Origin of the sequence: Thermodesulfobium narugense DSM 14796, from assembly GCF_000212395.1 — a bacterium.
GTDB lineage: Bacteria > Thermodesulfobiota > Thermodesulfobiia > Thermodesulfobiales > Thermodesulfobiaceae > Thermodesulfobium > Thermodesulfobium narugense.
Window position 1 is genome coordinate 1250041 of record NC_015499.1, and the last position, 26617, is coordinate 1276657.

Annotated in this window: 23 protein-coding genes, 1 tRNA gene and 1 pseudogene; 6 read left to right on the forward strand and 19 right to left on the reverse strand. The window is 32.5% G+C overall.

The genetic code is table 11. The annotated features are described in order from the left end of the window. Nucleotides 1–13 precede the first annotated feature (13 nt). The 7 genes from ahbA to pyk all read right to left on the reverse strand — a co-directional run bounded on the left by ahbA (nt 14) and on the right by pyk (nt 7777). On the reverse strand, nt 14–490 hold the full coding sequence (gene ahbA, locus THENA_RS06220; protein ID WP_013756553.1) for a siroheme decarboxylase subunit alpha: 477 nt from the start codon (nt 488–490) through the stop codon (nt 14–16). Next, a complete protein-coding gene (gene nirJ2 / locus THENA_RS06225; RefSeq protein WP_041438510.1) occupies nt 469–1452 on the reverse strand; it encodes a putative heme d1 biosynthesis radical SAM protein NirJ2 in 984 nt (327 codons plus the stop codon). Before nirJ2 ends, ahbA begins: the two co-directional genes overlap by 22 nt. Nucleotides 1453–1509: 57 nt before the next feature. Then, nucleotides 1510–2490 (reverse strand): porphobilinogen synthase, encoded by a 981-nt coding sequence (gene hemB, locus THENA_RS06230; RefSeq protein ID WP_013756555.1) that lies wholly within the window; start codon nt 2488–2490, stop codon nt 1510–1512. A 33-nt stretch (nt 2491–2523) separates the two neighbouring features. Then, nucleotides 2524–3696 (reverse strand): radical SAM/SPASM domain-containing protein, encoded by a 1173-nt coding sequence (locus tag THENA_RS06235; RefSeq protein ID WP_013756556.1) that lies wholly within the window; start codon nt 3694–3696, stop codon nt 2524–2526. A gap of 33 nt (nt 3697–3729) precedes the next feature. Then, entirely contained in the window at nt 3730–4503 is a 774-nt protein-coding gene (locus THENA_RS06240) for an Mrp/NBP35 family ATP-binding protein (protein WP_013756557.1), read from the reverse strand. Between the two features lie 12 nt (nt 4504–4515). Then, complete coding sequence (locus THENA_RS06245; RefSeq protein WP_013756558.1) at nt 4516–5907, reverse strand: NAD(P)/FAD-dependent oxidoreductase; 1392 nt, start codon at nt 5905–5907, stop codon at nt 4516–4518. A gap of 118 nt (nt 5908–6025) precedes the next feature. Further along, nucleotides 6026–7777 (reverse strand): pyruvate kinase, encoded by a 1752-nt coding sequence (gene pyk, locus THENA_RS06250; protein WP_013756559.1) that lies wholly within the window; start codon nt 7775–7777, stop codon nt 6026–6028. Between the two features lie 142 nt (nt 7778–7919). On the opposite strand from pyk, the gene THENA_RS06255 reads away from it, so the two are divergent. Continuing rightward, nucleotides 7920–10688, forward strand: a complete 2769-nt coding sequence (locus THENA_RS06255; protein ID WP_013756560.1) for a WD40 repeat domain-containing protein — start codon at nt 7920–7922, stop codon at nt 10686–10688. A gap of 23 nt (nt 10689–10711) precedes the next feature. On the opposite strand, the gene THENA_RS06260 is transcribed toward THENA_RS06255, so the two are convergent. Then, nucleotides 10712–11593, reverse strand: coding sequence for a DMT family transporter (locus THENA_RS06260; protein ID WP_013756561.1), 882 nt, complete (start codon nt 11591–11593; stop codon nt 10712–10714). Between the two features lie 329 nt (nt 11594–11922). Here THENA_RS06260 and THENA_RS10260 point away from each other — a divergent pair. The 3 genes and pseudogenes from THENA_RS10260 to THENA_RS06270 form a co-directional block, all read left to right on the forward strand. After that, a pseudogene (locus THENA_RS10260) lies at nt 11923–11991 on the forward strand (hypothetical protein); the annotation flags it as partial. Between the two features lie 57 nt (nt 11992–12048). Continuing rightward, nucleotides 12049–12819, forward strand: a complete 771-nt coding sequence (locus THENA_RS06265) for an ATP-binding protein (protein ID WP_169309423.1) — start codon at nt 12049–12051, stop codon at nt 12817–12819. 3 nt (nt 12820–12822) lie between these two features. Beyond that, a complete protein-coding gene (locus tag THENA_RS06270; protein ID WP_013756563.1) occupies nt 12823–13590 on the forward strand; it encodes a tRNA (adenine-N1)-methyltransferase in 768 nt (255 codons plus the stop codon). A 4-nt stretch (nt 13591–13594) separates the two neighbouring features. Here the strand turns inward: THENA_RS06270 and THENA_RS06275 are convergent, their stop codons facing one another. From THENA_RS06275 to THENA_RS06290, 4 genes are read right to left on the reverse strand one after another with little or no spacing between them, the layout of a single operon-like run. Continuing rightward, complete coding sequence (locus THENA_RS06275; RefSeq protein ID WP_013756564.1) at nt 13595–14218, reverse strand: coenzyme F420-0:L-glutamate ligase; 624 nt, start codon at nt 14216–14218, stop codon at nt 13595–13597. After that, complete coding sequence (locus THENA_RS06280; RefSeq protein WP_013756565.1) at nt 14196–14687, reverse strand: hypothetical protein; 492 nt, start codon at nt 14685–14687, stop codon at nt 14196–14198. The genes THENA_RS06275 and THENA_RS06280 overlap by 23 nt, the downstream gene beginning before the upstream one ends. After that, the gene (gene ispD, locus THENA_RS10215) at nt 14687–15895 is read right to left on the reverse strand and encodes a 2-C-methyl-D-erythritol 4-phosphate cytidylyltransferase (RefSeq protein WP_013756566.1); all 1209 of its coding nucleotides are present in this window, start codon (nt 15893–15895) and stop codon (nt 14687–14689) included. Before ispD ends, THENA_RS06280 begins: the two co-directional genes overlap by 1 nt. Further along, nucleotides 15892–17013, reverse strand: coding sequence for a PIN/TRAM domain-containing protein (locus tag THENA_RS06290; protein WP_013756567.1), 1122 nt, complete (start codon nt 17011–17013; stop codon nt 15892–15894). Before THENA_RS06290 ends, ispD begins: the two co-directional genes overlap by 4 nt. On the opposite strand from THENA_RS06290, the gene lnt reads away from it, so the two are divergent. After that, complete coding sequence (lnt, locus tag THENA_RS06295; protein WP_154645331.1) at nt 16973–18466, forward strand: apolipoprotein N-acyltransferase; 1494 nt, start codon at nt 16973–16975, stop codon at nt 18464–18466. The genes THENA_RS06290 and lnt overlap by 41 nt on opposite strands. On the opposite strand, the gene THENA_RS06300 is transcribed toward lnt, so the two are convergent. The 5 genes from THENA_RS06300 to THENA_RS06320 all read right to left on the reverse strand — a co-directional run bounded on the left by THENA_RS06300 (nt 18431) and on the right by THENA_RS06320 (nt 21710). After that, a complete protein-coding gene (locus THENA_RS06300) occupies nt 18431–19078 on the reverse strand; it encodes a phosphoribosyltransferase (RefSeq protein WP_013756569.1) in 648 nt (215 codons plus the stop codon). The two genes, lnt and THENA_RS06300, sit on opposite strands and share 36 nt — an antisense overlap. After that, on the reverse strand, nt 19071–20087 hold the full coding sequence (gene amrS / locus THENA_RS06305; RefSeq protein ID WP_013756570.1) for an AmmeMemoRadiSam system radical SAM enzyme: 1017 nt from the start codon (nt 20085–20087) through the stop codon (nt 19071–19073). Before amrS ends, THENA_RS06300 begins: the two co-directional genes overlap by 8 nt. A gap of 18 nt (nt 20088–20105) precedes the next feature. Next, nucleotides 20106–20483 (reverse strand): hypothetical protein, encoded by a 378-nt coding sequence (locus tag THENA_RS06310; RefSeq protein WP_013756571.1) that lies wholly within the window; start codon nt 20481–20483, stop codon nt 20106–20108. A 125-nt stretch (nt 20484–20608) separates the two neighbouring features. After that, nucleotides 20609–20683: transfer RNA gene (locus THENA_RS06315), tRNA-Pro, on the reverse strand. A 76-nt stretch (nt 20684–20759) separates the two neighbouring features. Continuing rightward, nucleotides 20760–21710, reverse strand: coding sequence for a Tim44 domain-containing protein (locus THENA_RS06320; protein WP_013756572.1), 951 nt, complete (start codon nt 21708–21710; stop codon nt 20760–20762). A 50-nt stretch (nt 21711–21760) separates the two neighbouring features. Between THENA_RS06320 and THENA_RS06325 the strand changes: the two genes are divergently transcribed. Further along, the gene (locus THENA_RS06325) at nt 21761–21970 is read left to right on the forward strand and encodes a hypothetical protein (RefSeq protein ID WP_041437965.1); all 210 of its coding nucleotides are present in this window, start codon (nt 21761–21763) and stop codon (nt 21968–21970) included. Here the strand turns inward: THENA_RS06325 and purL are convergent. Next, complete coding sequence (gene purL / locus THENA_RS06330; protein WP_013756573.1) at nt 21967–25632, reverse strand: phosphoribosylformylglycinamidine synthase subunit PurL; 3666 nt, start codon at nt 25630–25632, stop codon at nt 21967–21969. The two genes, THENA_RS06325 and purL, sit on opposite strands and share 4 nt — an antisense overlap. A 73-nt stretch (nt 25633–25705) precedes the next feature. Continuing rightward, entirely contained in the window at nt 25706–26578 is an 873-nt protein-coding gene (prmC, locus tag THENA_RS06335; RefSeq protein WP_013756574.1) for a peptide chain release factor N(5)-glutamine methyltransferase, read from the reverse strand. Between the last annotated feature and the right edge of the window lie 39 nt (nt 26579–26617).

Consider the following 26617-nt stretch of genomic DNA (forward strand, 5'->3'; position numbering starts at 1 on the left):
AACTTTTTATTTTTTAATCTTTAATTTTAAACCTTACATCAATTTTAAAAATTCTTTTAGCAGGAAGCTCTATCAAACTTATTACCCCGTCTTCTTTTCTTAGCTCCTCGATAAAAGCATTAATTTCTTCTTTGGACGGCATTATCAAGGTAAACCAAAGGTTATATTCATGATCTCTAAGATAGTTATGAGAAACGCCATGACATTCATTAATCTTCTCTACTATTCTGTCAATGTGATTTTTGTCAACTTTTAATCCTATTAGAGTTCCTTTAAAGCCTAATTTTCTTGGATCAAATACGCCACCTATCAACCTGATTATGCCTTCTGACTTCAACTTCTTAAGTAGTTCTATCGTCATTTCTGGACTAATTCCCAATTGGGCGCCCAACTCGTCAAAAGGCTTTTCTACAATAGGAAAATTGTGTTGAATTTTTTCTAAAAGAGCCTCTTCCACCTCAGTTAGCTTTATTTTCTTCTCATTAGACACCAGGGTTCTTCTCCTAAATAGTCTTTGTTATAAAAGAGAGCTCTTGCTCTACAACCTCCACAAATTTCTTTGTATACACATTTTCCACAAGATCCTTTAAGATTGCCCTCTCTTAGCTCTTTAAACAAAGGAGCATCTCTCCAAATGTCAGAAAACTTCTCAAGTTTTACGTTTCCTACCTTTATGGGCATGTACGGACAGGGCCACACATCACCCTCAGGAGTTATCGAGCAATATCCAGTGCCAGCAAGACAACCTTTTGTAAACCTGGTTTCAATTCCCAAAGTTTTTGCAATTCTCATGTATTGCGGAGCACAAGTAGGCTTTAGTTCTATATTCACACTCCTAGACTTTAAAAGCACCTTTTTCAAAAGATCTTCGTAGTCTTGGGCATTTAAACTTTCTATTTCAATATCCACAGCCCTGCCAGTAGGCACCAAAAAGAAAATATGATGCGCATCAGCGCCAATTTCAACAGCAAAATCTGTAATATCTAAAATTTCATTAATGTTTCTTTTGGTTACAGTAGTGTTTATTTGAAACGAAAGATTAATTTCTTTGAGTATCTTCATAGCGCTTACAGCCCTAGACCATGCTCCCTCTGTGCCTCTAAACTTATCGTGTTCTGATTGGTTCAGACTGTCCAAACTAATACTAATTCTTGCAGCACCTGCATCCTTTAGTTTCAAAGCTACTTCTTTATCAATAAGAGTTCCATTAGTCCCAAAAACAGGTCTCAGTCCAATGCTACTTGCATATCTTGTTAATTCAAATATATCCTTCCTCAAAAGGGGTTCTCCGCCGCTAAACACCATAATCTTAAATCCTGCTTTTTTTATCTCATCAAGTAACGATTTTCCTTCTTTAGTAGCAAGCTCGTTATACTTTCTTTCACCTGCATCTCGGTAGCAGTGGACGCACTTTAAGTTGCACTCTTGTGTGGTATTCCAGGAACACAAAATAGGTTGATTGTTATCGGGCTTCAATTTATATCTCCCTTCTTAAAAGCGCTGATTAAATCACTTACCATTTTTGGTTAGCCACTTTGCGTAATCCAAAGAGTGATAAGAAATAATAATATCAGCTCCAGCTCTCAGAAAAGCATAGAAAATTTCTGAAACAGTACTCATTTCATCTAACCAGCCGTTTATGCTTGCAGCCTTTACCATAGAATATTCGCCACTCACGTTGTACACTGCAACCGGCAAAAGAACAACATCTTTAACAGCTTTTAATACGTCAAGATAGGCAAGGCCCGGCTTTACCATCAAGATATCAGCACATTCCTCTACATCTATAAGAGCTTCCTTTATAGCTTCATTATAACCAAAAAACGGGCTCATTTGATGAGTTTTTCTATTACCAAATTTTGGGGCAGAGTCAGCAGCGTCTCTGAAAGGACCGTAAAAACAAGAAGAGTATTTAGCAGAATAGCTCATTATAATCGTGTTATAAAATCCCTTGTTGTCCAGCGCATTTCTAATGGACAAAACCATCCCGTCCATCATACCAGAAGGAGCAATTATATCTGCACCGCTTTCGGCGTAAGAGATTGCAACATCGTTAAGGACTTTTAGAGTTTCATCGTTTAAGATTTCGCCGTCCTTTACTATACCACAATGTCCATGATCGGTATACTCGCATAAACACGTGTCTGCAGCCACCACCATATCAGGAAATTCTTTTTTCACAAGTCGAATGGCTTTTTGAACTTCTCCTTCACTGTTAAATGCCCAGCTCCCAATAGAATCTTTTATTTCAGAAACCCCAAAAAATATTATAGATTTTATACCGAATTGTACTACCTCTTCTACAAAATCTAAAACCTTGTCCACAGTGTATCTGTATACTCCAGGCATACTAACTATCTCTTCAGTCTTGCCAGATCCTGGTATCACAAATATTGGGAGCATAAGTTTTTTTGGTTCTACTAACGAATTATTCAATATTTCTCTTATGCCATCTCGTCTTATTCGTCTCGCCCTATACATAGGAAACATAAAAATTCCCCTTTCAAATAAATAAATTAAAAATCAAAATTCTAATTTATCTATATAACATGCAGGATCTTCTTGCATAATATCGCCATGAACCACCTCAGCTCTAATTCTGCAACCACCACAAAGATAGTTATATTTACACTCACCACATATGCCTTTTAAATATCTCTCTTTGTTTCGAAGTTTTTTTAAAAGAGGTTCATTTTCATCTGTCCAGATCTGTGAAAATGGTCTTTCTCTTATATTTCCAAGATTATAGTGAAGCCAAAACTGGCATGGATGAACGTTGCCCTCATTATCAATATTTGCAAATTTTGTTCCCGCCGAACATCCACCGTGCATCTTCAATAGCTCTTTTATTTCGTCAGCTTTGTCAGGATTATTTGATGTAAGGTATAGATAAAGCGCAATACCATCTGCGTGGTTGTCTGTAGTAAGTATCTCCAGGTCCATGCCTTTTTTATCAAACTCAATAGTCTTTTTAACAAGCATATTAAAAAGCTCTACGTTCTGTTCTTTAGTCAAGTCAAGATCAAGCATATCTTTGCCTCTTCCAGAATAAACCAAATGATACATACAAAATCTCGGAATATTATTTTCTGCCACAAAATCAAGAACAGCAGGTAAATCTTGAAAGTTCATCTTGTTTACAGTAAACCTAACTCCTGACTTAAGCCCAATTTTTAAACAGTTTTTTATACCCTCAATAGATTTTCTAAAAGCACCCTCCACTCCTCTAAACCCATCGTGAACCTTTTCTAAACCATCCAAACTAATGCCTACATACTGAAAGTGACTATCTTTAAGTTTCTTAGCAACATCTTCTGTTATGAGAGTTCCATTAGAAGAAAGAACTGGTCTAATATTTTTTGAAAAAGCATACTCTGCCAATTCAAATATATCTTCCCTTAATAGCGGCTCTCCACCAGAAAATAAGAGTACAGGAGTACCCAAAGTTGAGAGATCATCTATTAGGGCTCTTGCTTCCTCTGTGGAAAGTTCATTTGAAGCCTTTTCTCCTGCATTTATATAACAATGTTTACACTTTAGATTGCAAGCTTTCGTGACATTCCATACTACAAGAGGTCTATTTTCAGTAGTGAATTGAAGAAGCTTTGGGTCCTTTGCAGAGCTCCCTTTATCTCTTTCTTTTATCACGTCTGAGACAGTAGCCTTTCCACAAATAAGCTTGGTAAAACCTATCATAACTTTTCTCCTTTCAAAATTTGAAAAAGAAAATTAAAACTTTACATGTGAAAATATGTTTTTTGTATATTCCTCTATCTTGCCCTCATCAGCCATTTGAACCATTATTGGGTCAATTGGCACTTTTGCCAAAACTTCTATTCCATATTCCATAGCAATTTTCTCAACCTTAGAAGCTCCAAATATATAATATTCTTTTTGATTATCAGGGCAAACAAAGTAGCTCATATTCTCCACAATTCCTAAAAGTTTTCCATTTTTTACTCTTTTTACCATCTTCATGCTCTTTTTAACTATTAAAGATGCTAGATCTTGCGGAGTAGTAACTACAATAGCGCCTTCAACTGGAATTGATTGAAAGACTGTAATCACAACATCAGAGGTTCCAGGTGGCAAGTCTATAAATAGATAGTCTAATTCTCCCCAATCAACCTGTTCCCAAAATTCCTTTATAACCTTTGAAAGCATTGGACCACGCCATATTACGGGATCGTCTTCTGAGGGCAAAAGCAAATTAAGTGATACCACTTTTATACCCAATTTCGTGGTAGCTGGTTGCAATTTATCGTTTTTTACCTCTAATTTTTTATTAACTCCAAAAAGCTTTGGTATACTAGGTCCAGTTACATCAGCATCAAGAATTCCCACCTTAAAGTTTCTTCTTGCAAACTCGCAAGCTAACAGTGAAGTAACCGTGCTCTTTCCTACTCCGCCCTTACCGCTTAATATCGCTATAACTTTTTTTACATTGGGCAAGATTACAGGTTCCATAATACTTGCACTCTTTTCTTGAGCTTTATCTGACATCGTTATCCTCCTTTAATTGTAGTTTTTTATCTTGTTAATAATGCTATTTGCAGCTAAAACCCCTGATGCCGAAGCTTGAATTAGCCCTCTTGTTACCCCTACTCCGTCTCCTGCTCCATACAATCCTTCAATAGGGGTCATCAAATTAGAGTCCAATTTTAGCCTTGAAGAATAGTACTTAACTTCAACAGCATAAAGTAAAGTATAACGAGAATAGACACCCGGTGCAAGTTTATCTAATGCTTGCAACATCTCTATAATGCTTTTAAGATGCCTATAAGGCAAGACTAAACTTATATCTCCAGGGGTAGCACCCTTTAAAGTAGGCACAACTACTGATTTTAGAAGCCTTTCTTTTGTAGATCTTCTACCTTCCAAAAGATCCCCCAGCCTTTGTACCAAAACGCCCCCACCTAAAAGATTTGCAAGTCTTGCAATATATTTACCGTAAGAAATAGGTTCTTTAAATGGTTCTGTAAAGGATTTACTTACAAGCAAAGCAAAGTTTGTGTTTTCAGTCTTTCTATCTGCATAACTGTGGCCGTTTACAGTAATTACGCCGTCGCTTTGTTCACTTACTACTTCTCCATAAGGATTCATACAAAAGGTCCTTACCTTATCTTCAAATAACTTTGAGTAATAGACTAATTTTATTTCATATGTTATCTTTGTTAGTTGCTCCATAATGGTAGCAGGAACCTCTACTCTTACACCGATATCAACTGGATTGTTTTGAACTTCAATCCCCAACCTTTTGGCCTCATTAAAAATCCAATCAGCGCCGTCACGACCAGGTGATACAATAACGTACTTGCTCTTATAAACTGTTCCATCAGACACTTTAACGCCCTTTACTTTATTATCTTTTACAATTATTTCGTCCACAGTAGATGAAGTAAGTATGTCTATCTTCTTTTCAAGTTCCTCTTTCATATTTTGTAATATAATTGGTGATTTATCAGTCCCTAAGTGTCTCACCCTAAAAGGGATGTATTTCAAATCAGCCAGTATAGATCTCTTTTTTAGCTCCATTTCTTCTTCCTGATTAGGAGAGAAAACCTGCTGTGTCCCTCCAAAATCTACCCATATTTTGTCCACATACGAAACTAAGCTACTCAATTTTTCCTCACCTACAATATCAGCAAGATTCCCACCAATATCAGTAGACAGGGTAAGCTTTCCATCGCTAAACGCACCTGCACCACCCCAACCGCTCATTAGCGCACAAGGTGAACAATTCAAGCACTGAGTTTTTCTATCCCTCATAGGGCAATGTCTTTTGGATATATCGTGTCCCTTCTCAATTATTAAAATAGAGCTGTTCTCAAGCCTTTTAGTAAGCTCTAATGCAGCAAATATTCCAGCAGGACCAGCACCTACAATTATTACGTCATAATTTTTCATATCGACACCCACTTTCTCAGAAAAATACCCTGGCAGAACCAGGGTAATTTAAAAATAACTTATTTTAATAACATAATTTTCAAAACCTTCTATATTATTTTAGCACAAAACGTCAAAACTATCTAACGTTTATTTCTCCTTGATAAATTAATCCCTTCTCTGCATCAACTGTAACTACTAGGCCATCTTTTAGAAGCTCAACAGCTCCTTCTACACCGATTACAACAGGAATACCAAAATTTATTCCAAGTATTACAGCATTTGAAGTAAGCCCTCCTTCTTCCACTATTAGCGCCCCAGCTTCTGTAGTATATTTAGCTAACTCTTCATCAATACTTTTTGCAACTACAATGCACCCAGCTTTCATCTTTTCTTTAAAATCCTTCAAAGTACTAGCAACACAAACTGTCCCTGTATATGAACTATGTCCAACACCAATTCCTCTCAGGATAATATTGCCAACCAAATGAACTCTTATCATATTTGTAGTACCTGTAGTACCCAATGGTACGCCTGCAGTAATTACTATCAAATCGCCCTCTTTAATTAAATTAGAAGCACTAGACTTGCTAATTGCCTCCAAAACCATTTCTTCAATGTTGTTAGTTTTTTCACATTTTATAGGATAAACCCCCCAAACTAACTTCATCTTTCTAACCATCCTAATGTCAGGAGAAACGCCCACAATAAAAGCATTTGGTCTATATTTTGAAACCATCTTAGCAGTATATCCGCTTTGAGTAATGCTTACAATCGCGGCAGCATCAAGCTCATGAGAAATTTGGACTGTAGCATGGCTAATAGCATCAGTAGTAGTCTTCTGGTTCAGACCCTTTGACAAAAATATTGCCTTGTAATCTAATGACATTTCGGTTTTTAATGCAATTCTTGTCATCATTTCCATTGCTTCCAAAGGATAGTTTCCAGCAGCTGTTTCACCACTAAGCATCACTGCATCTGTACCATCCAGAATAGCGTTTGCTACATCGCTTGCTTCGGCTCTAGTAGGATGAGGATTGTTTATCATTGATTCAAGCATTTGCGTAGCAGTTATTACTGGTTTTCCAACCTTGTTAGCTTTTTTGATTAACTCCTTTTGAATTAATGGAACATCTTCATTTGGTATCTCAATTCCCATATCGCCTCTTGCCACCATAATACCATCAGCAACTTTAAGAATTTCATCGATGTTTTCAATCCCAAATCTATTCTCTATTTTTGCAATAATATCCATATTCGAATCATTTTCTTCTAAAACTCTTCTAATCTCTAATATATTTGACGCATTTTGGACAAAGGAAGCAGCAATAAAGTCCATTTCGTTTTCAATTCCAAATTTTATATCGTTTATGTCCTTTTCGGACAAAAAATTCATGTCCAAAAAAATTCCGGGCACAGCTACTCTTTTATGGTCTTTTAAAATCCCATTATTCATTACTGTAGTATAGATATTTTTATCATCAGCACCATCAACAAGTAACGAAATCAATCCATCTGATAAAACTATTACGTTATTCTTTTTTACTTTTTTTACCAGATCAGGATAAGTAACAGAAACAATTCCTTCATTTCCCTCAATTTCTTCAGCAGTTAAAGTAAATTTTTGCCCTTTTCTAAGCTGTACAGATCCACTTTTAAACTTACCAACTCTGATTTCAGGACCCTTGGTATCTAGCATCAAGGCTACTTCCTTTTTTAGCTTTTTTGAAGCCTCTCTTACCATTTGGATTCTTCTAAAATGATCCTCATAATCTCCATGAGAAAAATTAAACCTAGCGACATCCATTCCGTTTTCAACAAATTTATATAAAATTTCAGGATCGTCTGTGCTAGGCCCCAAAGTGCATATTATTTTAGTTTTTCTAAGCATATTTCCCCCTTTTGAGTAAATTTTTACATATTTTATTTTATAATTATTATAACAGTCCTTAAATATAAAAATATTAACATTTCAATTAAAATAAGAGTTTAATGTATAATGAATTATCTATAAAAAAACTTAATTAAAATCGGTGAACAAAAAAACAATAAATTTTATTTTTGAACAAAAAATCGATATCCCTCAGTCAAACTTTACTGAAGGAAATTTTCCAATTCTTACAGGTAATCTTATTGACAAACTAAGAAAAAGAAAAGATTGGATATTTATCACTGCATTTTCTCCTGACGGGATCCACTTTGCTTCAGGCGGTTTTAATTCTAATATTCTTTTGTGGAATATTTTTAAAGAAAAACCCTTAGATAGCTTGAGTGGTCATGAAGATTGGATAATTGCGCTTGCTTTCTCCCACGACGGAAAATACCTTCTTTCAGGAAGTAGAGACAATAACATTATTCTTTGGTCTGTTCAAGAAAGAAAACTCATCACTAAATTTGAAGGACACCAAAATAGAATTTCTTCGCTAGCATTTTCACCAGATGATAGCTTGATTGCATCCGGTGGGTACGATTCGACTATAAAAATCTGGGCTCTTGATTCCAAAAAACCAATAAAAACAATTGATACATCTCCTTTGTGGCCTACATCTATCTGTTTTGCTAGCAAGAATCTAAAGCTAATTGCAGGTTTCAATGACGGAACAATAATTATTTATAATTTGAACAACTATTTTCAGACAAGTGTAATAAAGGTATTTCAAAATTGGATAGATTCAATAAAGTGCAGTAAAGATGAATTGCTTTTTTATGCATCAAACACAGATGGATTCATAAAAATATTAGAAACAAAAACTAGTAAATTAATCTTTAGCAAAAAAATCCCTTTCAAAGCCTCTTTATTTCCCTATAACGAGAAAAGCTTAAACTTTGTAGACAACTTAAGTATATATATGATGCTATACGAGAGAAGTCCTGAAAATTTTCTAAAGGGAATAAGAAACTACAACAACAATATTGAAAGTTACAGCCATAAGATATTTTTAAAAGATTATAAAGATTTTGCTTTTGATTTTTCAAAAAACTCAGATATCATAGCTTGTTCTGAAAGATCGAACTATATTTACATCTTCAATTCAAAAACCCAAGATTTTATAAAGATCGATATCTCTAGTTCCTGGATAAAAGCTCTTTCTATATCTGATGACGGCAATTTGCTGGCTGCTGGAGGATATGATGGAGAAATAAAGATATTTTCGCTTAAGACTGGATATTTAATTAGTTCAATTATTGACCATGCCTCATGGATAAATTCCTTAAAATTTTCAACTGGTAGCAAATTAATAGCTGCTGGTTTAGAAGATGGAACTATTTTGATCATAAAAATTAAGGATATGGAAGTTGTAGAAAAATTTAACCTTAGTAATAGCATATATAAACTAGACTTTTTTAACAACAACAAGTTTGTTTTAGTATCTACAATAGATGGCAATCTATTTAGAATTGACTTAGCCAATAAAGAAATTGAATTAATTCAGAAGTTAAACAACTCATGGATTTCAAACTTTGCTCTTTTAAATACCGAAAAAGCTTTTATTACAGCTTCTGAAGACGGTTATCTCTATTTAATAGAAAATAATAAAGTAATAAATAGTAACAAAATTCACGATTCAGAAATAACAATGTTAGAACTATTAGACGATAATACTTTACTTACCGGTTCTCTAGACTTATTTTTAAAGCAAGTTAACTTAACCGATCTAAAAGTTGTTTCTGAAAAAAGATTTGATGGCTTACCTTTAGCATATAATAAAAATTTTAACAAGTTGTTTATCTCACATTTTAGAAACATATCTATATATAATAGAACTGATTCACAAGAATTAGGAAATCCAGAACTTAATAAACCAACAATAGAATTTAATTTTGACTTTAATTCAAAGCAATTTAATATATCAAAAGATTGCGAGATTTTATTCATATTAAAGGGCAATAATCAATTAGAAAAGATATCTTTAACAAATCTTAACGCTTTGTTTCAAATAAAGCCATTAGAACCTATAGTAACTTTCTGTAATAGTTTTGATTTTTCTAAATTAGTTACTGGCCATTTTAATTCTGAGATAAAAGTTTACGATACTGAAAAAAATCAAATTATCAAAGAATTAAAGTCATATGAAGGTTCAATAATATCTTCGATTAATTTGTCGATAGACGAAAGTTTTCTCCTTGTAGGCTTTGAAGATGGAACCATTGAATTGTGGTTATTTAATGAAGAAAAAAATCTCTGGTGCATAAGTAATAACTCTGAACCAATTAGCAAGCTAACATTTAGTTATGACAAGTTATTTTTCATATCAAAAAATAAATATAGTTTAGACACGGATCTGTGGTCTACTATTGAGGGTACAAAGCTTGGAACTTTCCCAAACAAAAATTTTTGTTTTAAAAGCTTTGCTTTCTCTCCAAATTCAGAATCAGTTTTGTATCTAAATGACAAAAATCAACTCTCCATCTGGTTTTTGAAGGAGGGAAAGGAAATAACAATTCCTGAAAAAAAAGATGAACCCTTTATAACATATTTCTCTTACTCTCCGGATTCATCAAAAATTGTAGTAGGTTATATTGATGGTACATTACAAATATTTTCGCTTGAAGGAGAACTTATAAAAGAAGAAGATAACAAATCTAGTTCTATTACTTTTATATTGTTTAAAGATGAAAAATCTTTCTTTACCTCTCATCTGGATGGATCAATCAGAATTCATACACTGGAAGATTTCTTAGATATAGAACCTATTTTTGCTCACCATTCATCAATAGATTTTCTGTCTTATAACGCTGAAAAAAATCTTTTAGCCTCTTATTCCACTATAGAACATACGTTAAAAGCATGGAACTTATAAAATATCTAATTAACACAATATTTTCACTTTTTATTACTAATTTGATCTTTAAAAACTCCAAGTATCCCAAGAATTATTAATATTGCACCTATAATTGTATAATTATTTATCTCCTCATTTAAGATAACGTGCCCCAAAAATAAAGCAAGGACAGGATTAACGTATGCATAGGTCATAGATATATTTATAGGCAAAAGCTTTACGGCATTTATATAAGCAGTAAATGCCAGTACAGAACCAAACACTACTAAATATGCACATGCAAAAATTGCATTTAAACCTGGTAAACTATAGCTTTCGTGAAAAACCAGGCTTAAAAGAAAAAAACCTAATGATGCAAATACATTTTGATAAAAACTAACTGTTAAAACAGACATATCTAAAGTAAAATTTCTCTGAATTATTGCACCACACGCCCAGCACAGAGCAGAAAGAAATACCAAAAAGTAAGAAAATATGTCGATAAAAGAAAAATTAGATATTTTAGGAATAAATAAACAAAATACTCCAACAAATCCGAGCAACAAAGATATTATTGACATTAATGAAGGCATCTTTTTTGTAAAAATTGAGTCCAAAAATGATGCTAATATAGGTGTAACTCCTAAGATCAAAGCCGTCAAACCAGAAGCTGCATTTTGTTCAGCCCACATAATCAATCCGTTTCCAAAAACCCACATCAACATACTGGTAGAAAATATCACTTTAAATTCATAGAAGTTCAATCTCAGATTCATTTTTCTTACCAAAAGAATTGAAAACAAGATCAGTGCAGCACAAAATAATCTTACTGCTCCAAGAGTAAAAGGCTCAAAACCACCTGTTACAGCTATTCTTATGGCAAGATAAGTACTGCTCCACACAATATAAACTACAAATAAGTTTAAGAGTCCAAAAATAGACATTTTAAAAAATAGACCCTTCCTTAAAAATTTAGAAAGAACTTAAAAACTTTTATAAATAAAAAACCACATAAATATATATTATAATCTAAACTAGCAAGAAACAGATTTAAATATTTATCTAAATAATCGCTTTTTATAAAGTTCAAAGAAAACATACTTTATTCATAAAAATGAAAATTAGTATATTATTTTCAGAATTTTTAAAAGTTAACTAAAATTAAGAATATTCCCCATAGCTTACTAACTACGTCATAAATTATTGTTAAAATAATATACAATAATAAGTTTTAATAAATAAGGAGGAAAATATTATAAAAACACAATACCACATGAAATGTACAGTATGTAAAAAAGACGCAGTAATAAATCTTCCTAGACACAACCTTAAGCTCTGCGAAGAGCATTTCAAAGAACATATCATTTACCAAACACAAAGGGTCATAAAACATTTCAATATGTTTAAAAAAGAAGATACCTTGCTGCTTGCTGTTTCAGGAGGCAAAGACAGTCTTGGGCTCTGGTTTATCTTAAAAGGACTTGGATTTAACGTAAAAGCTCTTCACATAATAATGCCCTTTGGTGAATATTCAGAAAAGTCTTTAGAAATAGTTAAAAGTTGTGCAAAAAAATTAGACGAAAAACCAATATATATTGAAGCAAACAATTATTTAGACATAGATTTTTTCAAGGCATTAAAAATATATAAAAAGCCCATTTGTTCCTTTTGCGGCAAAATAAAGCGATACATACTTTCTACCTATGCAAGTAGGAATTCTTACAACACAATTGTTACTGGCCACAATCTTGATGACGAGACGGCTTTTTTACTTGGCAACCTATTGCATTGGCACGTTGAATATCTAAAGAAACAAGGCCCAATATTAGAAGGCAATCAATTTATGCCTAAAAAAGTGAAGCCCTTGATTCGCATAACAGATGAAGAAATGAGCTTTTTTGCAAAAGTTTCCAAAATTGAATACGTTGTTGAGAGATGTCCTTATTCTAAGGAAGCTAAATCTGTATTTTTCAAAAATATATTAAATGAAATTGATAAATATATGCCTGGTACAAAATCCTTTTTTTATTTACAATACATAGAAAATATTAAGAACAATATCTTTAAGAAAACTATAGAAGAACCAAAAGAATGCAAAATCTGTCACTATCAAACTTATAATGACGACATGTGCTTCCTGTGTAAGATAAAATCAAAATATAGAAGGTGAAAAATGGACATTAACGAAGAAGAACTACTTGAAGCAACAAACAAAAAGGGGTTCAAAAAGATTTTTCAGTTTAACAGCAAACAAAAAATTCAACTACAAGGTGGATATATTAATCCAGAAGACACCATCAACTTAGAAGAAGGGGAGGTTATTACTGCTTCAGATGGACTAAAATATCATATTTTTAAACCTACCATACATGACTACATAATGTATGGAATCAAAAGACAAACTCAAATAGTATACCCAAAAGAAGCTGGATATATAATCTTAAAACTGGATATAAGGAATGGCAAAGTAGTGGGCGAGGCAGGCACTGGTTCTGGATCTCTGACACTAATTTTTTCAGAATTAGTTTCAGAAAAAGGAAGAGTAATAACATTTGAAAAAAATTTAGATTTTTTAAATAATGCAAGAAAAAATATTGAGAAATTTAGCAAACTTCAAAATATAACCTTTGTGAATGAAGATTTCATCAACTCAAATTATGAAAATTTTTTTGATTCCTTCTTTATGGACTTAAAAGAGCCATGGTTTTATTTTGAAAAAGCAAATAAGGCTCTTAAAGGAGGTGGAAATTTTGGCTTGATAGTACCAACTACAAACCAAGTAAATCAGTCAATAAATGAACTGGAATCAAACAACTTTTTGGTTGATGAAATAGTAGAAATCTTTCACAGAAAATATAAAATAAATCCAAACAGACTTAGACCTGAAGATATTATGATCGGCCACACAGGATATCTTATCTTCGCAAAAAAGATAAAATAAATTCTTACTTTATTAGAACTATTGGTGTTTGTTCATCTGCATTACCAGCAGGATTATCTTTCATCATATCCTCAATTTCCCTAGGATCAACGCCTTTTGAACAGCCCACCACCCATGCTACCCCAAGATCGTTCGCATCAACTATAGCAACTCTCACACCGCCTAGAAATTGACTTATTTCTTCTGCAGTTTTGTCTGGATCCCTTGGTCCCATTACAATAACTTTGTCATACGGTTGAATAGTACCCGCAGTATCATCTATTAGAGCAGACTGTTTGCCACACAATTTATAAAATATTCCCTTTTTGCCAAAAACCTTAAGTAGCGAACCTATTATAAAGGAGATCAAAACTCTAAAAAGTCCTACCTCATTAATTAGAAGCTGCATTGCAAAGGGAGATGCCAAACTACCTATCTGTGGAAAAAAAAGGCACAGTCTCTTGGCAAAGTAACCTATTTTAATATAATCAGGATAGTAAAAACGGCCCTGAGTAATAGCAAGCGGACTTTCTGCAATTACTACAATTGTATCTTTATCTATCTTATCTTCGGCATATTTTTTTATTACGTCAACAATATTATCCTCTGGCCCTAAAATATGAGTTTTAATTGGTATACGATTTCTCATAAACAACTGCTCCCCTTAAAAGATTGTTAGAAAAATTAAAGTGAAATTTTGACAAATGCATTGACATATCTCTTCTGCCAGAATATTTTATATGAAACTGCAATTTTCCTTCTTGAAGGAATTCCTTCGGCAACAAAACCAATATAGGCACTCCGCTCTTTGGAGGTAGCAAAGAAGTTTTAAAATAATTTTCTACTGGATAACCCACCGATACTACATCCAAAACTCTTGTTTTCGGTTCTAATAAAATACAACTTACTTCGTGTACGATAGCTATAATTTCCGATACGTTATCAATTGAAAATGGCAAATAATAATATTTTTCGTCATTGAAAAAATCCACTTTAGTTGAATCGAAACTTAACTGTACAGAAGTTTCTGGAAGCCTTCTGAATCTAATTTCCAGAACTGCAAAGAAAGATAATACCAAAATTGCAACCAGTATCAAAATGCAAACAATTATCATCATCAATTCTCCTCTTTTTTCAAAAGAACAACAGCTTTAGCAAGTATACCTTCTTCTCTACCTAAAAATCCTAAACCTTCAGATGTTTTCCCCTTGAGATTAACTTTTATTTTATCAATATTTAGCGCATTTGAAATAACAGAAATTATTTCATGTTTAAATGGACTGATTTTAGGCTTCTCAGCAAACACTATCATGTCTATATTCTGAATCTTAAAGCCTCTAGCATAAACAAGCGTTGAAACTTTCTGAAGCAAAGTCAAACTTGAAATACCATGATATTTCGGATCGGTGTCGGGAAACAAAGTCCCAATATCATCCAAACCAGCTGCTCCTAAAAGAGCGTCAATTAGTGCATGCAGCAATACGTCAGCATCAGAGTGCCCTTTTAGGCCTTTTTCAAAGGGTATAAGTACTCCTCCAAGATACAAAGGTCTCTCTTTATCAAATGGATGAATGTCCTCTCCTATACCTATAAAATAATTTTGCATCCTTCTTATCTTTTCATCTTCATAAACTCTTTCAGATAAATTTTTAAAATCAACGTTGCTATTTATAAAATTTTTAACCAATTCTAGATCGTTAGGATACGTAACTTTTATATTAGATTTATCTCCCAATACAACAAATGGCCTTATACCATAAAATTCCATTAAAGAAGATTCATCAGTAAAGATTAGACGCTTTGAGGCAGCATTCTCAAATGCTTCAAGCAGTTCTTTTCTTCTAAAGATTTGAGGAGTTTGTGCTAAGAAGATAGAATCTCTATCAAGAGTTTCTTTTATAAAACCATCTTCTACTCTCTTGACAGTATCATTTACACCAACACATACTACACAAGAGCCATTTTGGATGGCAGCATCTATTGATCTTTCAATAATATCAGCGCTTACAAACGGTCTTGCAGCGTCATGAACCAAAATAAATTCAACACTCTCAGGGACCTTCAATAAACCCTTTCTCACACTATCTTGTCTAAGTTTCCCACCAGGGACGACATATTTAACCAGATCATATTTCTTTAAGAGTTCTCTAACAGTCTGGATATAATTAGATAGACAAACAACTACGATTCCTTCTATTTTACTATTTTTTGAAATAGTTTCAACAGAATACTCAAGCATATATTTATCGCCTATCTTTACCAAAGGTTTGTAAGAACCAAATCTCTCACCCTTACCTGCAGCTACTATCACAGCCCAAATACTCAAGAAAGAATTCTCCCAAATACAATTCTTCCAGATGATGTTTGCAACACACTTGTTATTGTAATATTAACTTGAGAATTTATATAATTTTTTCCATCTTCTATTACAACCATTGTTCCATCATCCAAATATCCCACTCCTTGACCTGGAGTCTTTCCTTCCCTAACTATTTGAATAGAAATTTCTTCTCCAGGAAGCACTACTGCCTTCACTGCATTCGCCAAATCGTTAATATTTAAAACCTTTATATTCATTAAAGATGCAACCTGGTTTAAATTATAATCGTTTGTAATGATACTTGAATTTGGTACGCCCTGAGCATACTTTATCAGTTTTTCATCCACGCCATTTAACCCTTTATAATCGATCTCTTCTATAATAATAGAATCCTTTGCCTCCTCTTTGAAAGAATTTAAAATTTCTAAAGCCCTCTTCCCCCGCGCTCTTTTCATGGGATCAGTAGAATCAGATAACTGTTGAACCTCTTTAATTACAAAAGAAGGTATAATTATCTTCCCTTCCAAAAAACCAGTTCGCCATATGTCTTGAATTCTACCATCAATAATTACGCTTGTATCAATTATTTTAGAATTTCCATCTAGATGAACACCTTCTTTTACATGTTGTCTGTCGCTCATACCAAGAATTAAAGAAGAAGCTTTTTGATAAAATTTAGAAAACAGCTTAAAAGCATTTTCTATATCTCTTTTTTTCTTTAATGCCAAATAAACTCCTAAAAACCCTAGAACAAGGTTAAATAAGAGCGGAATAAGTTTTATCACTCCTATCAATGGTAAAAAAGAAAGTGGCCAAGTTATAAGTAAAGAGATAATTAAGCCTAACAAGAGTCCGAGTACAGGTATAAAGATATCGAAAAGAGAAAAAGAAGTAATTTTATTTAAAAGAAGCTTCAAATAACTAAAGAGCTTGTTCCAAAAGACAAAAGCAAGTAAAAAACCTATAAGTGCAAGTAAAAGGGGAATAAAAAAAAATGACAAAGTGCCTATTGACTTCTCTTGCCAGGGAAAAATAGAATCAAAAAGCGACATTTTTACAACTGAATACCCTATAATAAAAAATATGAGAGAACAAAATCCTGACCACAGCAACCTTAAGTTCATAAGGCTCACCTCCTTGTTTGTTGATATAACAAAAAAAAATTTCTGGCTTTTAACTATTTTGACAACAATTTTTGCAGCAACAACCTTACATTACTTTGATAATAATATCTTAATTTTCTTTTTTTTATCACCTCTTTTTTATATCATAAGAAACTTAGAACTTAATAAGAAAAATTCTTTTCTTTTATATTTTAATTTTTTTTTATACTTTCTAATAAGTACTACATGGTTCTCAATATTTGGAATACATATTATTGTTTTAATGTCCTTATATCTATCTCTTTTTTGGTTTTTACCAATTATAGTTTGGAAAAAAATTGAAAAGAACATACCTAGAAAATTATACACTATTTCATTACCTATTTTTTTAACTTCTTCAGAAATATTAAGAAACTCTGGTACATTTGCCTTTGGATTAGAAACTCCCGGATATTTTCTAGTAGATACGCCTTTTATGTACATTGCAAGTCTTATTGGAGTTACAGGACTAACTTTTTTAATCTTTTACATCAATATGCTTTTTTCAAGCAAAAAAAATATTTCAAAAGCACTTTATTTATTGAGTTTTCTTATCATAGCAGGAACTGCTATTAATTTTTTATATTCAAACTACCACGACACCAAAAATCAAGAATTTACTATCTTACAAGGAAATTTCAGACCAATTTTTTTATACAACGAAAATTATGAAAAACTTATTAACAAACAATATATAGATTTATTTGACCAGGCAAAACAATACCCAAACAGCCTAATAGTAACTCCCGAAGTTATATTTAGAACTTGTTTGAATAAAGAGAGCATAATAACACCAAATCAGCCTTCTTTAATAGGTTCTATCTACTGCAAAGATGATTCATATTACAATTCCATATATTTTCTCAATAAAAATGAAAAAAGACTAGTTTATGAAAAGGAACATCTTGTACCCTTTGGAGAATTTAATCCAATACCAAAAAGTCTTAGTTTTCTAGATAAATTTTTGCCTCAACTTGGCAACTTTAAGGAAGGTAAAAATCCTAAATCCTTTGAATATAGGGATCTTTACATAGGTTTTCTAATATGTTTTGAGGACACTCTTCCTAATCTTATTTACAAAAGGTTAAAAAATAGTAAAATAAACCTATTAGTAGTAGCTTCTAATGATGGATGGTTTAAAAATACAATTGAACCCATAGAACATCTGAACATATCAAGATTTAGAGCCATCGAATTCGGAATACCAATAATTAGAGCAGCAAATACCGGGCCATCTGCATTTATTAACTCAAATGGTGATATTATGGAAATTTTACCCGCTAATAAAGCAGGAGTTTTGTTTTATGATTTTAAAATTAAGAGATATAAAACGCTTTATTCAAAAATATCATCAAAAGAAGAAAAGCTTTTCATTTTAATTTCTTCAATTATTTTAACTCTATCGTTCTTTAATATCTTTAGAAAATTCCTTTAAAATTTTTATTACTTCTTCATCCTTTACCTCTCCGAAATCTGCATAAAATTGACCAACAGCCCAAAACTCTTTTGGTGCCATTAAATAAATTAGAATATCAGCCTCTTTTTTTATTAGATCAATTGTTTCATAAGGCAAAACTGGGACTGCAACAATAATTGATTTTGGTTCAAAAGTTCTCAATCCTCTTATGCTTGCAATAACTGTGGAACCTGTAGCTATCCCATCATCAACAATAATAAGATTTTTACCCTTGTAATCGAATCTCTTTGTTCTATAAAGATTGCTTCTTCTTTCAATTTCTCTTTTTTCTCTCTCTATTACTTTATCGAGATAATCCTTTTCAATTCCCAAGAGCTTGTATGCCCTTTCGTTTATCACTAAGCCGCCATGTTCGCCTATTGCCCCAATAGCTAGCTCGGGATTTCCAGGTGCACCCAGTTTTCTAGGTATTGTGATATCTAAATCCCACCCAAAAAATTTAGCAACCTGAGCGCCTATTACAATTCCACCTCTTGGTATAGCCAAAACAATAACGTCTGTAATATCGGGTAAAGTATCTTTAATCTTTTTAGAAAGAAGCTGTGCAGCTTCAAGCCTATCTTTAAACATAATCTATGCCCTTTATATTAATCTTTGTCCCGCATTTTGGACATAGATTATTTTTCAGCTTGTTTTGTACTATTTCGTATCCTTTTCTTTCAATTAATAGCTCGCCACATGTTGGACAATATGTATTTTCCTTTCCCCCAGATAGATTGCCAGTATAAACAAAATTTAATCCTACCCTTTTAGCTATTTTATAAGCCTCATTTAATTTTTCTACAGGGGTTGGTATCAAACCTGAAAGTTCATATTGAGGAAAAAATCTTGTAATATGCCATGGAGTATCTTCTCCTAACTCGTCCTTGATCCAACTTGCTGTCTCAAATATTTCTTCAGAAGAATCGTTGTAGCCAGGTACTACGTTAGTAACTATTTCTATATGACAATTATACTTAAACTTGGCAGCTTTTATAGCAAGTAAAATTGGCTTTATATCTTCTACATTAGCAGCTTCTCGATAGTATTTTCCCCTTATACCTTTCAGATCAACTCTGTATGCATCAATATACTCTGCTATAGTATCAAGAGCTTTTAACGTAATATAACCATTAGTGACCATTACAGTATAAAGACCATTTTTTTTAATTATCTTTGCAGAATCTAAAACGTATTCTATCCAGATAGTTGGCTCATTGTAAGTCCATGCTACACCTCTACACGAATATCTTTTTGCTAATTCCAAAAGATATTCAGGAGATATTTCTTCTCCACCAATTGGCTCAGAACAGGCTATCTGCCAATTTTGGCATCCTAAGCACCTAAAGTTGCAACCAAACGTGCCAACAGAAAAAACCCTACTTCCCGGGAAAAAATGAAAAAGTGGTTTTTTTTCAATAGGATCTACAGCGGCAGAGGAAACAATAGAATAAATTAGAGTTTTTAATTCTCCTGATAAATTCTTTCTTACACCACAGTAGCCAGTTTCTCCCTCCGACAAAGTACAAAGTCTTGGACAAACAAGACATCTAACTTTATTTTCAATACGAGCAAATAAAATTGCATCATGAATTGACATAGTTAAGCATGATTAGAATTACTGTTTATTTTCTTTGCCATTTGCCTTAAGTTCATTAGTATATTCTTTATTAATATCCTTTTTCTCCTGCTTTAATTGTTCAATCTGATTTTGCTCGTTTATAGTCTCTTCTTCTGAGCCACCACTATTTTTAATTTCGTTTTTCTCCTGAATTTCGTTTTTATATTCATTTTGGATTTCTTTTTTTTCTTGATTTTTTTCCATGTTTATATCTTTAATTTCCTGGCCATGATTGCTATTCTTTTCAAAAATTTCAAACTTCCCTGGATTATTATTACCTACAGTAGGCACTCCTCCCTTTGAATATGAAATTCCAGTCAATATAAAAGCACTTAATATTATAAACGCTATAAAGGATAAGTATCTATTTATCAAAATAACCCCACCTTTCTAATGAATATATTAAGTATTCTAACACAAAAACATTATAAATGCGAATATTTTTAAAAGATCCATATTTAACAATTAGAAAATATCTTAGATCCTTTTTTTCTAAAATATGGTCGGGGCGAGTGGACTTGAACCACCGACCTCTCCCACCCCAAAGGAGTGCGCTACCCCTGCGCTACGCCCCGACAAAGTTTTATTATAAAATAAATTAAAAATAGATGCAATAAAGTTTTTTAATAATCTAGTGTAATAAAATTAATATTACAATTGATTTATAGCTGAGAGTTCCCACTTTATTGAGTCTTTTGAGACAAAACTCCAGAGTTCTTGGAAATCAATTAATTTATCTTTATTTCCTCTGAGAATGTTATCGTTCACATCCACATCATAATCCGTCATTGTAGCCTCAATTTTATAAGTTACATATATTTTCTCATCTTCCATCCATGCATCTACTAAATCCATTCTTTTAACTGATATATTTTCTACAAAATTGGTAATACCGTTCTTGTTAAGTTCTTCAATTTGTTTCTGAAAATTTAAAAACATCTCATTAGTAGTTAAATTTCTTAGCATAGTAAAATTTTTCTCCGACCAGGCTTTCTGAATATTCACAAATATTTCTTTAATTTTAGATCTCAAATCTTCCTCAGAAAAGGAAGGGAAAGCTCTTTCTATCTCTTTTAATCCTCTATCTACGTCCATTTTTGCTTGAATAGATCCCAGCTTTACTCCTTGAAAACTATCATTATAAATACTAGATGTGTTATATTGCTCTTTATTCAAAGAATCCACATTATAATTTTTATCACGTTCAAATCTTCTTTTTGCAAAAGAGTTAACCAAATATATCAATAAAAAAGCAATAATTATTATCAGAAAAAAGCCAGCAAGAGAGCCATTTGGCCCACTAAAACCAAACAAACTACCCAAAATTGAAAACAGTGCAATTGAAGCCAGAGCACCTGCAAAACCGCTCAAAAAATTTCTAAGAAAAGAGGGTTGACTTTGATTGCTGTTCGGATTAACAGTAGGAGTAGTTTTAGGTGTATTTAAATTTGGAGAAACATATTTATTTCCTGCTGAATAACTATGCGTTCCTGTAGTACCGAAACTTTTGCCACCACCAGCTTTTGAAAAGGCAATTTCCAAATTAAATGTCGAAAAAGCAAAACTTAATAGCAAAAACAATATCAAAACCTTTTTAAGCAATTTTTAACCTCCAATAAATTTTTATTGTATAATCTTATGATATGAAAAGGATGAGAAGGCAAAAAGTAACAAGAGCTCATATAACGTATTATTTAATATTATTTATTATAGCAACTATAATTTTGTGGCCTGTATATTGGATATGGGCTATACCTCCATTTTTACCAGCAATCTTAATTGTTATCTTTGGACCTTCTTACGAAGAATTCATTCATATTTACAATAAATTCTTTAAAAACGGCAACACGAAAAAAGCTTAAATTTCATTAGCCACGCTTACTAACTTATTAAAAAGTAAAGAGCCATAGTTTCTGTTAATTTTATATGGATGATGAGTTAATATAAAATTTCTTTCTGGATGAGGCATAAGCCCTAATATTCTGCCACTCTTATCGGTAATACCAGCAATATTTTCCTTTGAGTCATTTGGATTGTATTTATCATAAGCAAAAACTACCTGTTTGTTTTTGAAAATCTTTTCTAAAACGTCTGATTTTGCATAAAATCTTCCTTCAGCATGCGCTATTGGCAATTCAATCTCAGAAAACTCCTTGGGTACAAAAATACATCTATTATCTAAAACTTTTATATTCACCCACTCGCATTGAAATTCTCCAGAAGTATTATAAGTCAAAGTAACGTTTTGCTTAAAGTTGCCCTCTTCTAATCCAGGTAAAATCCCAGTTTTTACAAGAACTTGAAAACCATTACAAATTCCAACAATAAGCATTTTGTCATTACTTTTAACAACGTCATTAAAAATTTTTGAAAATTCTACAGCCATTATCTTTCCTGCTGAAATATAATCTCCATATGTAAAGCCACCTGGTAAAACCAGAATTCTATAATCAGCAAATTTTACCTCTTTCTTAATAATTCTATTGATGTGAAATGAGTCAACCTCAGCACCACTGTTTTCAAGTGCAAGAACTGTTTCTGAATCACAGTTTGCACCAGAAGCTTTTAACACCAAAGCTTTTGGTTTTTTGTTCAAAACTATATTTGGAATTGGAAAAGATTTTTTACTAAAAGAGTGAGGAGTTTTTTTCTTTAAATAGTCTGGCAAGAGAGGACTTCTCCAGGATTCTTTTAACGCATATATGTTTTCTTTAACTATGGTCTCTCCTGACAAACCTTTTATTGTAAGATAAGGTTCTTCACATGTTTTTCCAATTATAGAATATGTAGAATCTTCCATAACCCTTTCAAATTTTTCTTGATTCTCTGGCTTAACTTCTACCAAAAATCTTCCATTTGACTCAGAAAACAAAATAATTTCATCTTTGTTTATTGATTCGCCACAAACGACATCCTTCAATTGAATTCTTACACCAAAATTGCCAGAGAAGCTCATCTCAGAAATACAAACTGCCAAACCTCCATCAGAGAGATCGTGACATGAATCTACCAAGCCAAGTTCAATAGCCTTTGAAAGCCTTTTCATTAGTGACATAGAATCCTTTGCATAAACTTTTGGAACATTACCATCGTTAGAACCAAACATTACTTTCATAAACTGTGAGCCACCCAATTCGTTATAAGTTTTACCCAAAAGATATACCATGTTGCCAGGACCTTTAAAGTCAGACGTTATAGTCTTTTCTACATCCTTAACAATAGCAATAGCAGATATCAACAAGGTTGGGGGCACAGATATAACTCTTTCATGATAAGTAAACTCGTTGTATAGGCTATCCTTACCTGATATAAACGGAACTTCAAATTCTAAAGAAAAATCATGACAGGCTTTTACCGATTCATAAAGACTCCACACGTTTTCTGGTTTTTTAGGTGATCCCCAGGCAAAATTATCTAAAATAGCAGCCTGTGTTATATCAGCTCCAACACAAACAAGCTGTCTAAGAGCTTCTTCTATAGCAGATGCACTCATCCAGTAAGGATCTTTCAAACCATAAAAAGGATTAATTCCATTTGAAATTGCAAAACCTCTTTTGTCATCCCAAAAAGGCCTCAAAACAGCAGCGTCAGAAGGACCATCTCTATATAACCCAATTAAAGGTTTTATTACGCTCATTCCTTGAACCTCAAAGTCATAGCCAGATATAAACTTTTCTTTAGAACAAATGTTGTATGAAGATAATATTTTATGTAAAGCTTCAGAAAAATCTGTGATATTTTCATTATAATCATTAGTCTGAGAAACCAAAGTGGGTCTTTGTGCCAAAATTTTCTCACTAGCTTCTTTCCAGCCATTAAACAAGAAATCATTAGAGATATTTGATACCTCAAAGTTTTCATAATAAAGCTTTAGCCTTTTATCATTAGTAAATTTTCCAATCACTGTTGCTTCAACGTCTTCAGATTCAAAAATTTTTAATACTTTATCCTTATCCTTTTCAGCTATAGCCAGGACCATTCTCTCTTGAGATTCTGATATCCATATTTCAAAGTAATTTAGACCTTGATATTTCAAAGGAACTTTATCTAAATACACTTCTACTCCAGTTTCCTCTCCCATTTCTCCCACTGCACTAGAAAGTCCACCACCACCACAGTCAGTAATTCTTTTTATGTAACCCATATCACGTACTTTTAGTATCGTATCTATAAGTTTCTTTTCAGTAAAAGGGTCGCCAATTTGTACTGCTCCAGAAGAAACTACTTCAGATTCTTCCGAAAGCTCTACCGATGCAAAATTTACACCATGAATTCCATCCCTACCTGTTCTGCCACCAACCAAAAGAATCAAATCGCCAGGTTCTTGTCTTCCCTTAAGAGCAAACTTTTTTGGAACAATTCCTACAGAGCCACAAAAAACTAAAGGATTTCCTAGATAATCATCATGAAACAAAACTGCACCATTTACAGTTGGAACACCTATTCTGTTTCCGTAGTCCCTAACGCCTCTAAAAACTCCTTCCAAAATTCTTTTTGGATGCAGCGTTCCCTTCGGTAATTCTTCCTGTGACACATCAATATTACCAAAACAAAAAACATCAGTATTTGCAATAGGTTTAGCGGATAGTCCCGTACCCATAATATCCCTAACTACACCGCCAATACCTGTAGCGGCACCTCCATATGGTTCTAAAGCAGAAGGGTGATTATGAGTTTCTACTTTAAAACACAAGCACCAATCGTCGTTAAAACTTATGACGCCAGAGTTGTCATCAAAAACTGAAACCAAATATGGCTTTTTAACTTTCAGTTTATTGGTAGCATCTTTAATTAAAGAAAACATTGAAGGAAGTATCTTACCTTCAAATTCAACCTCAGATTTAAAAGTTTTATGTATGCAATGCTCAGACCAACTTTGGGCAATAGTTTCTAGTTCAACATCAGTTGGATCTCTATCTTCTTTTATAAAATAATTTTTAATAATTTTCATTTCGTTCAAATCAAGACTTAAGCCTCTCTTGATAGACAACTGTTTTAATTCTTGATCTGTTAAGTTCCTTATAGGAATAATAATTTTTTTAAACTTAAAGGATGGTAAATCTAATAAGATCTTTTCTTTGCCTTTTACAACGTGTTGGATTAGTTTATTCATTAAGACTTTTTCGCAGATCTTATTAATATCCTTTTTTGATATCGACTCACCAGTGAAGATATATCTTTTAGACGTTCTACAAGCTTTTATGCTGTTGTAACCTAAAGTCCTAATACCTCTTTTTATGGGTTCTTCAGCTGGGTCCATAACTCCAGGATTAAATGTTATTTCTACATCTTCTCCTTTTCTTTCTTGCTTTCCCAAAAAATACGTTTCAACTACTGGATCAATTAATAAATTCTTTGCAATGTCTTCTATTTCATTTTGATTGAAATCTCCTTCAATATTGTAAACTCTTGCAATTTTAACATCGTGAACACTTTCTACACCAATTGAAACAATTTGTCTAAGAACGCTTTCTGCTTCAGCATCAAAAACTCCTTCTTTAAACCAAACCTCAACTCTATACAAGGATTAACCCCCTAAAGTTAAATAAAATTTTTGAATTAATATTCTATTCTCTAATTTACAAGTAAACATATGTCTATTTTATCATTTTAGCTCTACATACAACAAAGCGCTCAACTCCATACAAATCTTTTAAACTAAAGCAACTAAAGTTGTTGGCTTCTCCTATTTCAACAACTTCCTTTGCTTGATTGAAACCCACTTCAAATACTAAACCACCATCAAAAAGAAGAAAATCCTTAGCTTTTGATAAGATTTTTTCATAAAAGTATAAACCTTTATTTTCTGCAAAAAGTGCAATTTTTGGTTCAAAATAAATCTCCTTACTAATTAATGAAAGCTTTGTATTGCTAATGTCAATATATGGAGGATTAGAAACAATAACGTCAAACATTTTCTTTTCTAAAGGAAAAAGATCAGCAAGCTCAAAAGAAACTTTATTTTCCAAATTATTTTCCTTTGCGTTTTCTTTGGCAACCATTAGAGCTCTCTCAGATATATCAGTTGCAACGCAAAAAGAATTCTCAATTTCTCTTACTAATGATAATGCAATTGCACCTGAACCAGTTCCAATATCTAAAAAAGTTTTCGCTCGAGGAAAGAACTTTTTTATTATATCAATTATTTCTTCCGTTTCATTTCTTGGTATTAATACATCTTCATTTACTTTTAATTTTAAAAGTCTAAAGGGTTTATATCCAATTATATATTCAAGTGGTTTATTTTTTAACCTTAATTCAATTGCCTCATAAATTGAATTTATCTTATCCATATCAATTTCTATGTTGTCAAATAAATACAAATCTTTTATATCAATTTCTAAAAAATGTGATAAAATAATTTTAGATTCCAAAAAGGGATTATCAGTCTTATTTTTTAATTGGTCTGAAATATCTCTTGCGAATTGTTTTAAATTAACTGTTTTTTTCTTTTTAAATTTTCTAATCATGTTATAATCATTTTAAACCAAAAATAAAATCCTGTGGAG